The sequence below is a fragment of the Pseudomonas sp. AN3A02 genome, assembly GCF_011765255.1.
Classification (GTDB): Bacteria; Pseudomonadota; Gammaproteobacteria; order Pseudomonadales; family Pseudomonadaceae; genus Aquipseudomonas.
The window spans coordinates 1,455,527-1,468,167 of the sequence record NZ_JAARNI010000001.1 but is presented as its reverse complement, the minus strand read 5'-3'; the positions used below and the strand labels follow the sequence as shown (position 1 = coordinate 1,468,167).

At 62.1% G+C, this 12,641-nt stretch carries 9 protein-coding genes; 7 read left to right on the top strand and 2 right to left on the bottom strand.

Annotated elements, in window-relative coordinates; translation table 11 throughout:
• Window positions 1–68: 68 nt before the first annotated feature.
• A complete protein-coding gene (locus tag HBJ59_RS06700) occupies window positions 69–551 on the bottom strand; it encodes a sigma-70 family RNA polymerase sigma factor (protein ID WP_167663060.1) in 483 nt (160 codons plus the stop codon).
• 270 nt (window positions 552–821) lie between these two features.
• Between HBJ59_RS06700 and HBJ59_RS06695 the strand changes: the two genes are divergently transcribed.
• The 3 genes from HBJ59_RS06695 to HBJ59_RS06685 are packed head-to-tail and all read left to right on the top strand — an operon-like array spanning window position 822 to window position 5,364.
• Window positions 822–1,994 carry an efflux RND transporter periplasmic adaptor subunit gene (locus tag HBJ59_RS06695; protein WP_076014280.1) on the top strand — a complete coding sequence of 391 codons (1,173 nt, stop codon included), beginning with the start codon at window positions 822–824 and terminating at the stop codon, window positions 1,992–1,994.
• On the top strand, window positions 1,995–3,962 hold the full coding sequence (locus HBJ59_RS06690) for a MacB family efflux pump subunit (RefSeq protein WP_167663059.1): 1,968 nt from the start codon (window positions 1,995–1,997) through the stop codon (window positions 3,960–3,962).
• A 7-nt stretch (window positions 3,963–3,969) separates the two neighbouring features.
• Window positions 3,970–5,364, top strand: coding sequence for an efflux transporter outer membrane subunit (locus HBJ59_RS06685; protein ID WP_076014282.1), 1,395 nt, complete (start codon window positions 3,970–3,972; stop codon window positions 5,362–5,364).
• Between the two features lie 27 nt (window positions 5,365–5,391).
• Here HBJ59_RS06685 and HBJ59_RS06680 read toward each other — a convergent pair whose 3' ends face one another.
• Complete coding sequence (locus HBJ59_RS06680; protein ID WP_167663058.1) at window positions 5,392–7,020, bottom strand: PvdJ/PvdD/PvdP-like protein; 1,629 nt, start codon at window positions 7,018–7,020, stop codon at window positions 5,392–5,394.
• A 172-nt stretch (window positions 7,021–7,192) separates the two neighbouring features.
• Here HBJ59_RS06680 and pvdM point away from each other — a divergent pair, with 172 nt between their 5' ends.
• From pvdM to HBJ59_RS06660, 4 genes are all read left to right on the top strand, one after another.
• Window positions 7,193–8,539, top strand: coding sequence for a pyoverdine-tailoring dipeptidase-like protein PvdM (pvdM, locus tag HBJ59_RS06675; protein WP_167663057.1), 1,347 nt, complete (start codon window positions 7,193–7,195; stop codon window positions 8,537–8,539).
• A 9-nt stretch (window positions 8,540–8,548) separates the two neighbouring features.
• A complete protein-coding gene (locus HBJ59_RS06670; protein WP_167663056.1) occupies window positions 8,549–9,829 on the top strand; it encodes an aminotransferase class V-fold PLP-dependent enzyme in 1,281 nt (426 codons plus the stop codon).
• Window positions 9,830–9,916: 87 nt separating this feature from the next.
• Window positions 9,917–10,765, top strand: coding sequence for a formylglycine-generating enzyme family protein (locus HBJ59_RS06665; protein WP_076014346.1), 849 nt, complete (start codon window positions 9,917–9,919; stop codon window positions 10,763–10,765).
• A gap of 203 nt (window positions 10,766–10,968) precedes the next feature.
• On the top strand, window positions 10,969–12,627 hold the full coding sequence (locus HBJ59_RS06660; RefSeq protein WP_076014286.1) for a cyclic peptide export ABC transporter: 1,659 nt from the start codon (window positions 10,969–10,971) through the stop codon (window positions 12,625–12,627).
• Window positions 12,628–12,641: the final 14 nt, after the last annotated feature.

The window sequence follows — 12,641 nt, the reverse complement described above, 5'->3', positions numbered from 1 at the left end:
GGCACAGCAACAGGTCATGTGTTGATAGAAGACGAGGACAATGAAAAAAAATTTAGCTACCGCTGGAATCAGTGCGCATCCCACTCACGCATACGTGCCCGGCAATGCTTCATGGCATTGACGATATGTTTTTCCACCAGCGCGCGGGAAATGCTCAGGCGTTCGGCGATTTGCAGGTGGGACATGCCTTCGAGCTTACGCAGCAGGAAGCTGTCACGGCAGAGCGGCGGCAGTTCGGCCAGGGCGCGCTCGAGCATCTCCAGGCGCTGGCCGTGATCCAGGCTGTGGTGGGGCGAGGACAGCGAAAAACGCTCTTCGCTGTCGAGTACTTCGAGGGGTTCATCCTGGTGCAGGGCGTTGCGCCGGTGACCATCAATCACCAGGTTGAGCGCCGTGCGATAAAGAAACGCCCGGGGCTGCTCGATCGGGACCTCACTGGCGCGCCCCAGCACCCGCACATAAGCGTCATGCACCACATCTTCGGCCACCTGACGGTTGCCCAGCCTGGCATTAAGGAAACACACCAGCTCGCGATAGTAGTTTTCCAACATGACTCCCAACCGCTTGGAGAGCGGCATTAGGTCCTTGAAATCGAAGATAACCGCCGTTTCGGTGACGCTGCTCGATGATGGCAGTTTGAGGCGCGTGTAATTTATAGTAATTCTCATCTAGTTTTAAAGAAGACTTGCATCGACAGGCCATTTTTTCTTCGACAAGAGCTGTAACCACATATGTAACGGCCTAAATCTTCGGCCAATTCTCTCGTTTACCTGACAGCTTCCCGCACCTGCGGCCCGATCTTTCCTGGCTGGAACCTAAGCATGAAACGCCCTCGACCTGCCCGACGCGCCCTGCTTGTGGTCGCGTGCCTGATTCCTGTTATTGCTGTCGCTGCCTGGCAGGTCCTGCCACCGGGCCGGGACCGCCTGACGACCGTCACCGTGACCCGGGGTGATATCGAAAGCAGTGTGACTGCGCTAGGCACCCTTCAGCCCCGGCGCTATGTAGACGTGGGTGCCCAGGCGTCCGGACAGATCCAGAAGATCCACGTCGAGGCGGGTGACGAGGTCAAGGAAGGCCAACTGCTGGTGGAGATCGACCCGTCCACGCAAAAAGCCAAGCTGGACGCGAGTCGCTATGCAATTGAAAACCTGCAGGCCCAGTTGCAGGAGCAACGGGCCCAGCACGAACTGGCGCGACAGAAGTATCAGCGCCAGCAACGGCTGGTGACCAGTAACGCCACGCGCGAGGAAGACGTCCAGACCGCCAAGGCTGAACTGAGCGCCACCCAGGCGCGTGTTGACATGTTCCAGGCACAGATCCGCCAGGCTCAGGCCAGCCTGCGCAGCGACGAAGCCGAACTGGGCTATACCCGCATCTACGCACCGATGTCGGGCACAGTGGTGGCCGTGGATGCTCGCGTTGGCCAGACCCTCAACGCTCAGCAGCAGACGCCGCTCATCATGCGTATCGCCAAGCTTTCGCCCATGACCGTCTGGGCCGAGGTGTCGGAGGCCGATATCGGCCACGTCAAACCCGGCATGAGCGCCTACTTCACCACCTTGAGTGGTGGAGCACGGCGCTGGACCAGCACGGTGCGGCAGATCCTGCCGATCCCGCCAAAGCCTCTCAACGAAACCAGCCAGGGCGGCGGCAGCCCTGCCAGTTCAAGCAAAAGCGGCAGCGGCCGGGTGGTGCTCTATACGGTGTTGCTGGATGTCGAAAACACCGACCATGCGCTGATGGCCGAAATGACCACCCAGGTATTTTTTGTCGCCAGTGCAGCCCACAACACCCTCACGGCGCCCATCGCAGCACTGCGCAGCGGCCCCACTCCAGACCGGCACATCGCCCAGGTGGTGGCGGCCAATGGCACGATCAAACGCCTCGAAGTGCGCACCGGTATCAGCGACCGGCGCCACATTCAGGTACTGGAGGGCTTGAACGAGGGCGATCACCTGCTGACCGGCACGTCCGACGGCAAGGACGGCTGAATGCAAACGCCTCTGATCGAACTGCGCGATATTCGCAAGTCCTACGGCGGTGACGACAGCCCCAAGGTCGACGTGCTGCGAGGCATTGACCTGTCGATTCATGCGGGCGAGTTTGTCGCGATTGTCGGCACCTCGGGCTCCGGCAAATCGACCCTGATGAATATCCTTGGCTGCCTGGACCGACCCAGTCAGGGTGACTACCTGTTCGCCGGCGAAAACGTCGCCCAACTCGACAGCGATGAGCTGGCCTGGTTGCGTAGGGAAGCTTTCGGTTTTGTATTCCAGGGCTATCACCTGATCCCGTCGGGCTCGGCCCAGGAAAACGTCGAGATGCCAGCCATCTACGCCGGCCTGCCGGCAGCCGAGCGTCACGCCCGTGCCGCTGCACTGCTGGACCGCCTGGGCCTGGCCAGCCGCACCGGCAACCGCCCCCATCAATTGTCCGGCGGCCAACAGCAACGGGTGTCCATTGCACGGGCCTTGATGAACGGCGGGCACATCATCCTCGCCGACGAGCCCACCGGCGCCCTGGACAGCCAGAGCGGCGCGGAGGTCATGGCCCTGCTGGATGAGCTGGCAGGCCAGGGGCACGTGGTCATTCTCATTACTCACGACCGGGAAGTCGCCGCCCGCGCCAAGCGCATCATTGAAATCCGCGACGGCCAGATCATCAGCGATACCGCCCGACACGCCACCGCTGCCGATGCCCCCACAGGCGCCCTTCAGGCGGTGGACCTGCGCCAGCGCCTGGCCCTGGGCAGCGAGCACACCGGCGCCTGGAAAGGTGAACTGGTGGACGCGGTCCGCGCAGCCTGGCGGGTGATGTGGATCAACCGGTTTCGCACGGCGCTGACGTTGCTGGGGATCGTTATCGGCGTGGCGTCAGTGGTGGTGATGCTGGCCGTGGGTGAAGGCAGCAAGCGCCAAGTCATGGCACAGATGGGCGCCTTCGGCTCCAACATTATTTACCTCAGCGGCCACACGCCGAACCCACGCTCACCGCCTGGCATCATCACCCTGGATGACGTGGCTGCCCTTGCCGACTTGCCGCAGGTGCAACGCATCATGCCCGTCAACGGCGCGCGGGCGACGGTACGTTTCGGCAACCTTGACCACGCCGCCTACGTGGGTGGCAACGACACCAACTTCCCGACTATTTTCAACTGGCCGGTGGTCGAAGGCAGCTACTTTACCGAAGCGGATGAACAAGCAGCCTCGGCCGTGGCGGTGATCGGCAAGAAGGTCCGGGACACCCTGCTCAAAGACGTTGCCGACCCCATCGGCCAGTACATCCTGATTGAAAACGTGCCCTTCCAGGTGGTCGGCGTACTGGCCGGCAAGGGCGCAAGCTCTGGCGACCAGGACAGCGACGACCGGATTGCCGTGCCCTATTCCGCCGCCAGCATCCGACTGTTCGGCAGCCGCAATCCCGAATACGTGGCGATCGCCGCCGCCGATGCGCGCAATGTCAAAGACGCTGAACAGGCCATCGACCAATTGATGCTGCACCTGCATGACGGCAAGCGCGATTACGAACTGACCAACAACGCTGCGATGATTCAGGCCGAAGCCCGTACCCAGAACACCCTGTCGCTGATGCTGGGTGCGATTGCCGCCATCTCCCTGCTGGTAGGTGGCATCGGCGTGATGAACATCATGCTGATGACCGTACGGGAACGCACCCGGGAAATCGGCATCCGCATGGCCACCGGAGCCCGCCAGCGGGACATCCTGCGTCAGTTCCTGACTGAAGCCGTGATGCTTTCACTGGTAGGCGGCGTGACCGGAATTGTCTTGGCCTTGCTCATCGGTGGTGTGTTGACCCTCAGCGATATCGCCGTTGCTTTTTCCTTCCCGGCAGGCCTCGGCGCGTTCGCCTGCGCGTTGGTGACGGGTGTCGTTTTCGGCTTTATGCCAGCCCGCAAAGCCGCTCGCCTTGACCCGGTCACGGCCCTTACCAGTGAATGATCGCCCCATGAAAGCGCAATTGTCCCTCCTCGCCGTCAGCCTGATGCTGGCGGCCTGCAGCAACCTGGCTCCTCCCGTAGACAGTGGTGTGCATGCGCCCGCCGCCTGGCAGTCACCCAACCCCGACACCCCACGCCAGGACACCCGAAAATGGTGGAGCACCTTCGGCAGCCCGGCCCTCGACCGGCTGGTGAGCCAAGCCCAGCTTGGCAGTTACGACCTGGCTGCCGCGATCGCCCGGGTACATCAGGCGCAAGCCAGTGCCGTGATCGCCGGTGCACCGCTGCTGCCCTCCGTGGTGGGCGGCGTCAATGCCAGCCGCCAGAAACTGCTGCGCGGCAAGGGCTACAGCCAACTGGATGTCGACGATGACAACAAGGCCGTGGACAGCTTTGACGCGAGCCTCACCGCCAGCTACGAAGTCGATTTCTGGGGTGGCCGCCGCGCCGCGCGTGACAGCGCAACACTTGGGGTGCGTGCCAGCGAATTCGATCAAGCCACCGTAGAACTGACCCTGCTCAGCGGCGTGGCCAACAGCTACACGCAAGCGTTGGCACTCCAGGAGCAAAACCGTATCGCCGCGCTGAACCTGGCCAACGCGCGCAACGTGCTTGACCTGGTCCAGGCACGCTACACCGCAGGTTCGGCCACCGCCCTGGAGCTGGCCCAGCAAAAGAGCCTGGTGGCGGCACAGCAAAGGCAATTGCCGCAGGTGCAGCAACAGGCGCAGGAGGCGGTAATCACCCTGGCGGCCCTGCTCGGTGTACCGGTGCAACAGCTCGACCTGGGGCAACAACGCTTCGAACACATCAACTGGCCGGGCATCGCCGCCGGGATTCCCAGTGAACTGCTCAGCCGCCGCCCTGACATTGCCAGCGCCGAGGCCCGACTTGCCGCAGCCCAGGCCGACGTGGTCGTGGCCCGTGCGGCCATGTTGCCCACCGTCCTGTTGGGTGCCAGCATCGGCTCGGGCGCCAGCACCGCGTCAGACATTCTGCGAAGCCCGTTCTACAACCTCACCGCCGGGCTCACCGCGCCCATCTTCGACAACGGGCGCCTGGGGGCCGAGCGCGACAAAACCCTGGCCCGCCAGGATGAGCTCCTGCAACTCTACCGGGGCGCGATCATCAACGGGTTTGCCGACGTTGAAAAAGCCCTCAACAGCATCCACGGCCTCGACGAGCAGCGGCAGTGGCAGCGTGAAGAGCTGGACCAGGCGCAGAGGGCTTTTGAGATTGCCCAGAGTCGCTATGAAGCAGGTGCCGAGGATTTGCTGACGGTGCTGGAGACTCAACGCACACTGTATGCAGCGCAGGACCTGAACGTGCAATTACGACTGGCGCGCATGCAGGCGAGTATCGCGCTGTACAAGGCTCTGGGGGGAGGCTGGCAGGCACAGTGAAGCCATGCCTGCCGCAGGGCTAACCGATCAGTCCCAGAAGGAACGTCCGAGGGACAGGTGCCGTGCATACCATGGGCGTTGCGGCACTCGACGGAACAGGTCCTTCATACTCTCATCCGCCTCGAAAATGATGCGCAGCGCCAGCTTCATGGTCTCCGGATCCATTTCTACCGAGGTACCCACCTGCAGCCCGGGTGTCGTGCTGCACCCGTGCGTGGTGGGGCCGAGCCAAGGGTCACCCGCTTCGACCCAGCGCCCCGGCGCAAACCAGGGCACGCCATTGACCTCCATGCGCGTCAGTTCACCGGGATGAAAGCGCTCGTGAGCGCGAAACCAATCTTCCAGCCGATCGTCGATCCACCCGTGAAAATGCCAGAACACCGGATTCACATGGGAAGAAAAAGGATCCCCCAGAAAGTCGTTTTCGGCGATATACCAGCGCGGCGAGAAATCGGCCTGCCCCCTGGCAAAGGGTACCGGCGCGTCGTTGGACGGGTCACGCGGCACCGAGGCCCAGCGCATGTGCAACCAATCATGCAGGCCCAACTCGATTTCGGAGCCGAACTGGCCAAGGGTCAGTTTCGACAAATAACGGGGGTCCCGGTACTGAGATTCCCAGACCTGAAAGTTGCTGTGGTAGGTCTCGGCGGACTTGATGTCACTGACCCACTGGCTATAGGTGTCGTCCCCTTCCGCCAGCCAGGTTGGCGGTAACGCAAACCCGTCATGGTTATCGAAATAGTGGGCAAACCCCAGTCGATCGCGCAACAGCTCAGGCTGTGGCAAAGGAAAGTAGCGCCAGGAGGGCAGTGCCTGCATCGAACGCGCCGTGGCAAGCATGTGCCGGTGCATGAAAAAAAAGTCGATCCCGGAGCCGTTTCGGTCCTTGTCCGGCCCGCGTGCGCCACGCTCCTGGTCCCTGGGGCCCGGCTGCCAGCCGATACCGCGCAGGGCACCGCGCTTGTCCTCCGGCAACTTGTGCCATTTGTCCCGCGAGGCGTGCCACAACTGGTGGAACAGCCGATGCTGTGGAGCGATCAGCCAGGCGAGCAAGGTATCGTTCAGTCCGATCCGCTCACGGGCCTCGGGAAAGCGGCGCTTGACAGCCACAAAGCGCAGGTCCAGCTCGGGCAGCGCCAGGGCGCGATCCAATCGCTGTACAGATCCGCTGAGGGTGCCGGGCCCGGCGTTGCCATAGGCCGCCCATACTTCGTCCAGGCTCGCCTTGAATTCGTAGCCAGGTGCGCCATCGGCCGCATCGCTGCGCCCCACTCGCCAATACAGTTGGGCCGCGTTGCCCGGGGCCAGGTCGCCGACCACCTGGTAACGCGGCTCGGCATCACTGCGCAACGCCTCGGCGGTGTCGAGGACGCCTACCAGGCCACGCCCGCGCGGGGCAATGTCGAGAAACAGTTCCAGCCCCTCGACCGGCAAACCCTCCAGGCCACCATCGGCGCCGATAAACTGAATGTCCCAAACCCCGCGCAGGCTATTGGCCAAATGCTGGCCGGCGGTGTCCGCCAACTCGACCGTCGCCTCTCCCGGGGTTTCGGGATGCGCCTGGCGCAATAGCTCGCGACGCCCATAGAACGCTGCCGGAACGGCTGCTCCGGTCAGCGCCAGACCCGCCATGAACCATCGTCGAGAAATCGTCATTGCCCTACCTGTGTCAGCCCTGAAGCAGGCTTTATCCAAGCTAGAACGTTCATGGCGCGAGAAAATTTAAGCCGCGCCCCTGCGGCTAAATTTTTTCGCCCGCGGCTCGTTCTTCCCAGATAGCAAAGGCCCCTGCGCCTGCATTTCGACGGTAGACCTGACTGAGATGGCGATGATTAAACCTCGTTCGAAAAAAGCCCTGTATATCGGCCTCCCGCTGCTGGTAGCCGTGGCCGCCGGCGCGGCCTGGCTTGTCTGGAGCTACTCCTCCGGCTATCCCGTCAACGTGATGAAGCAGGCGACGGAGTTGCAGGACCGCATCATTTCCTTCGACAGCCATATCACCGTGCCCTTGACGTTCGGCACCGAGGGCAACGAGGCCGACAAGGACGGCCCACGGCAATTCGACCTCGCCAAGGCCAATCGTGGACGCCTGTCGGGCGCTGCACTGACCATATTTGGCTGGCCCGAAATGTGGAACGGCAACAACGCCCCCCATAAGCCCACTGCCGGGTTCGTCGATGAGGCCCGCAACCAACAGGAAGTGCGCTACAAAATCATCACGGGCATGGTTCGCGACTTTCCCAACCAGGTGGGCATCGCCTACACCCCGGACGATTTCCGGCGCCTGCACGGTGAAGGCAAGTTCGCAATCTTCATCAGCATGCTCAACGCCTATCCCCTGGGCGATGACCTCGACCAACTGAACCTGTGGACGGCCCGTGGCATGCGCATGTTCGGGTTCAGCTATGTCGGCAACAACAGCTGGTCCGACTCATCCCGCCCGCTGCCCTTCTTCAATGACTCACCGGACGCGCTCGATGGCCTGTCGGATATCGGCAAGCAGGCCGTGCAGCGCCTCAACGATCTGGGGGTGATCATTGATGTGTCGCAGATGTCGACCAAGGCCCTGGAGCAGGTTGCACAACTGAGCCGCACGCCGATGGTTGCCTCCCACTCCGCTCCTCGGGCGGCCGTGGATATTCCACGCAACCTCAGCGACAAGGAAATGCAGCTGATCAAGCAAAGCGGCGGCGTCGTGCAGGTGGTCGGGTTCGGCACCTACCTGCGCCCACTGACGCAAAAGACCCAGGACAAACTCAATGCCCTGCGCGCACGGTTCGACCTGCCTCCCCTGCCTAACCTGCATGTCGCGCTGATGCCCGGCGACCCGATAATCGCCGCCTGGCCCGAGCAGAAATTCGGCCAGTACGCCAGCAGCCTGTACGCGATCCTCGACGAGGAGCCCAAGGCAACCCTCAAGGACCTGGGAGATGCCATCGACTACACCGTGCGCAAGATCGGTATTGATCACGTCGGTATTGCTTCGGACTTCAACGACGGTGGCGGCGTGCAGGGCTGGGACAACGTCAGCGAAATTCGTAACGTCACCGCTGAACTGTTGCAGCGAGGCTACTCGGAAGCGGACATCGCCAAACTGTGGGGCGGCAACTTCCTGCGGGTCTGGGACCAGGTCCAACAAGCAGCCAAACCCGTCGCCTCCCTTTCTGCCAAGTGAACTGCCGCCATGACTGATCGCCGCACCTTTCTCAAACATGCAGGCATTCTGGCTGCCAGCCTGCCCCTGGGCGCAGCCCTTGAGGCCCGGGCTGGCACAGCACCCGTGCCCGTCGTCAATCCCGATAAATGGGCGCAACTGCGACAACTATTTACCCAGGACCCGGACTACCTGCACTTCTCCAACTTCCTGATCACGTCCCATCCCAAACCCGTGCGCGAGGCCATTGAACGCCACCGGGCCGAGCTGGACCGCAACCCCGCGCTGGCCATGGACTGGGACCTGCAGCACACCTGGAAATGCGAAGCCCAGGTGCGGGACTGGGCCGGGCGCTATCTGCAAGCCAAGCCCGGGCAGATCGCACTCACCGGCAGCACCACCGAAGGCCTGGCGATGATTTATGGCGGTATTCATGTACGGCCTGACCAGGAGATTCTGACCACCGTTCATGAACACTATTCGACGCGCAACAGCCTGCAGTTCCGCATCGAGAAACAAGGCACCCAGGTGCGCAAGATCAAACTCTTCGATGACGCCCACCAGGTGTCGGTGGATGAGGTGCTTGGCTCGATTGCCAAGGGCATTCGCCCCAACACCCGCGTGCTGGGCATGACCTGGGTGCAGTCGGGCAGCGGCGTGAAGCTGCCCATCGGCGAGATCGGCAAACTGGTGGATGAGCACAACCGCGATCGCGATGAAAAGGATCGCATCCTCTACGTGGTCGACGGCGTGCACGGATTTGGTGTCGAAGACCTGGCGTTCCCGGACATGCACTGCGACTTTTTTATCGCCGGCACCCATAAATGGATGTTTGGCCCCCGAGGCACGGGGATTATTTGTGCCCGGTCCGAGGAGCTCAAGGACGTCACCCCCACCGAGCCGACCTTTTCCCAGGACACGGATTTCGCCACCACCATGACACCCGGCGGTTATCACGCTTTCGAACACCGCTGGGCCCTGGATGAAGCCTTCAAATTGCATTTGCAGCTGGGCAAGGCTCAAGTCCAGGCCCGCATCCATGAACTCAATGACTACCTCAAAAGCCGCCTGCAGGCCCACTCGTCCATCGAGCTGGTCACGCCCCGCAGCCCTGAGCTGTCAGCCGGGTTTACGTTTTTCAGGGTCAAGGGCCAGGACAGCGACAAGGTCGCCGCCTACCTGATGCACAACCGCGTCGTGGTCGATGCCGTGAATCGCGACGCCGGCCCGGTGGTGCGCAGCGCTCCCGGGCTGCTGAACAATGAAGGCGAGATTGATCGCTTCATGACCGTGCTCGAAAAGACCCTGTAACCCGCCACTTCCCTTCCCCTATAGAGACGACACATGAACAGTGCCCCGCTCCCTACCCGCCAGCCCCGTTCGTTGCGAGCGCTGCTGATGCTGTGCCTGGCGACCCTGCTCGCCAACCTGGCGCCCCTGACTGCACACGCGGCAACCGCTCCAGCCCCGGGCAAGGTGTTCAAGGACTGCAAGAATTGCCCGGAAATGGTGGTGCTGCCCGCCGGCAGCTACCTGATGGGCACGCCGGAAGACGAGATCGGCCGTGAAGGCGACGAGGGCCCGCAGCACACCGTGACGTTCGCCAAGCCCTTCGCCATGAGCCGCTTCCATGTCACCGCCGCCGAACTGGACGCCTACATCCGCGAAACCGGCGTAGTGATCAAGGACGGTGATACGCGTCCGGGCCGCCTGTGCAAGGCCAGCAAGCCCAGCTACAAACAAGGGCCGCGCCAGCCGGCGGTGTGCATCGACTACTTCGAGGTCCAGGCCTACACCGAATGGTTGTCGAAAAAAACCGGACAGAAGTACCGCATGGTCAGCGAGTCCGAACGTGAGTATGCCGCTCGCGCCGGCAGCACCGGATCATTCCCCTTCCCGTTCGATGACGAGGGCGAATACCAGATCAGCAAACATGCCAACACCTACGGCCCCAAGGATGGCTATACCTATAGCGCACCGGTAGGCAGCTACCCGCCCAACGCGTTCGGCATGTACGACATGCACGGCAACGTCTACGAGTGGGTTGCCGACTGCTGGCACCCCAACTACGAAGGGGCACCTGCCGATGGCAGCGCCTGGTTGACCGGTGGTGACTGCAACGACGCCCACATCCGTGGCAACGACTGGGGCGAAGCGCCGGTATTCTCCCGATCGGGAAACCGTAACAGCCGCGAGAAAAATGTAAGAGGTGATTTCCTGGGGTTCCGCGTCGCACGGGAACTCTGACCCTCAAAACCATGTGGTGAGGGCGCCCGCCCCTCACCACTGCGCGTGCGCCGCGCGATGCTGCCCTAAATCCCGCACCACTCCCTTCGTCTATTCGCTAAGAACCCAGCAGGCCAGAAGCCTCCAGGCTTGCCTTGCGGATCGTTCGTGCCTGCCCGTTTCGGCCCGCAATTGCCGGGCATCCCCACACACAGGAAGATTTCATGACCAGCCAACCACGCGGCGCCATCAGCGAACTGTTCGCCCTGCTCAAACCCTTCTGGCCCATTGTGACGCTCTCGATTGTGCTGGGCATGGTAGGTGGCCTCGCCATCACGACCCTGCTGGCGACCATCAACACCTCGCTGCACTCGGACGAAGGCTTGACCCAAGGCGTGGTCCTGCTGTTCGCCGGCCTGTGTGTACTGGCGCTGACCAGCTCGATCTTTTCCGATATCGGCACCAACTATGTGGGCCAGAAAATCATCGCGCGACTGCGCAAGGAGCTCGGCGAAAAAGTCCTGTCGGCGCCCATCGAACAGATCGAGCGCTACCGCAATCACCGGCTCATACCGGTACTGACCCACGACATCGACACCATCAGCGACTTCTCCTTCGCCTTTGCGCCCCTGGCCATTTCCCTGACGGTAACCCTCGGTTGCCTGGGCTACCTGGCGATGCTCTCGTGGCCAATGTTCCTGATCATGCTGATTGCCATCGTCATCGGCAGCGTTGCCCAGTACATAGCCCGGGCGCGCGGCATGAGTGGTTTCTACGCAGCACGGGAGCAGGAAGAAGAGCTGCAAAAGCACTACACCGCGATTGCTTCCGGCGCCAAGGAGTTGCGCATTCACCGCCCCCGTCGCCATCGCATGAACGTGGACGGCATCCAGGCGGCGGCCAATAGCATCTGCGACACCCAGGTACGTTCGGTCAATATTTTCATCATTGCCAAGACATTCGGCTCGATGCTGTTTTTCGTGGTCATCGGTCTCGCCCTGGCCTTGCAGGCTTACTGGCCGAGTGCCGACAAGACCGTCATGAGCGGTTTCGTCCTCGTGCTGCTGTACATGAAAGGCCCGCTTGAGCACTTGATCGGCACACTGCCCATCGTCAGCCGCGCTCAAATTGCCTTCCGGCGCATTGCCGATCTGTCGGAGCGTTTCTCTTCGCCGGAGCCACACCTGTTGCTCAGCGACGCCGAAGCACCGAAAACCGTGGTGCACAACCTTGAGCTGAATAACGTGCGCTTTGATTTCCCTCCCGTGGAAGGCAGCGAACCCTTCCGCCTGGGCCCCGTGAACCTGAACATCAAGCAAGGCGACATTATTTTTATCGTCGGCGAGAACGGTTGCGGCAAGACCACGCTGATCAAACTGTTGCTGGGGCTCTACGCACCACAACAGGGTGAGGTGCGCCTCAACGGCCACGCCATCACAGCCGAGAACCGCGACGACTATCGCCAACTGTTCACCACGATCTTCGCCGACTACTACCTGTTCGATGATCTGGTACGCGACGACCTGCACATCCCCGACACCGCCAACCAATACCTGCAACGCCTGGAGATCGCCCACAAGGTCAGCATCAAGGACGGCGCCTTCACCACCACCGACCTCTCCACCGGCCAGCGCAAACGCCTGGCCCTGGTCAATGCCTGGCTGGAGGAACGGCCGGTGCTGGTGTTTGACGAATGGGCGGCTGACCAGGACCCGACCTTCCGCCGGATTTTCTATACCGAACTGCTGCCGGACCTCAAGCGCCTGGGCAAAACCATCATCGTCATCAGCCATGACGACCGCTATTTCGACGTCGCCGACCAACTGGTGCACATGCGCTCGGGCAAGGTCACGGCACAACAACAGGAAATTGCCGAGGTTTAATTTCCGGTTTTGCC

What these genes read in the sequence shown, in the direction of transcription:
- HBJ59_RS06695 (WP_076014280.1), top strand. Translation starts at nt 822, where the DNA reads ATGAAACGCCCTCGACCTGCCCGACGCGCCCTGCTTGTGGTCGCGTGC.
- HBJ59_RS06700 (WP_167663060.1), bottom strand. Translation starts at nt 551, where the DNA reads ATGTTGGAAAACTACTATCGCGAGCTGGTGTGTTTCCTTAATGCCAGG.
- HBJ59_RS06685 (WP_076014282.1), top strand. Translation starts at nt 3,970, where the DNA reads ATGAAAGCGCAATTGTCCCTCCTCGCCGTCAGCCTGATGCTGGCGGCC.
- HBJ59_RS06690 (WP_167663059.1), top strand. Translation starts at nt 1,995, where the DNA reads ATGCAAACGCCTCTGATCGAACTGCGCGATATTCGCAAGTCCTACGGC.
- HBJ59_RS06680 (WP_167663058.1), bottom strand. Translation starts at nt 7,020, where the DNA reads ATGACGATTTCTCGACGATGGTTCATGGCGGGTCTGGCGCTGACCGGA.
- pvdM (WP_167663057.1), top strand. Translation starts at nt 7,193, where the DNA reads ATGATTAAACCTCGTTCGAAAAAAGCCCTGTATATCGGCCTCCCGCTG.
- HBJ59_RS06665 (WP_076014346.1), top strand. Translation starts at nt 9,917, where the DNA reads ATGCTGTGCCTGGCGACCCTGCTCGCCAACCTGGCGCCCCTGACTGCA.
- HBJ59_RS06670 (WP_167663056.1), top strand. Translation starts at nt 8,549, where the DNA reads ATGACTGATCGCCGCACCTTTCTCAAACATGCAGGCATTCTGGCTGCC.
- HBJ59_RS06660 (WP_076014286.1), top strand. Translation starts at nt 10,969, where the DNA reads ATGACCAGCCAACCACGCGGCGCCATCAGCGAACTGTTCGCCCTGCTC.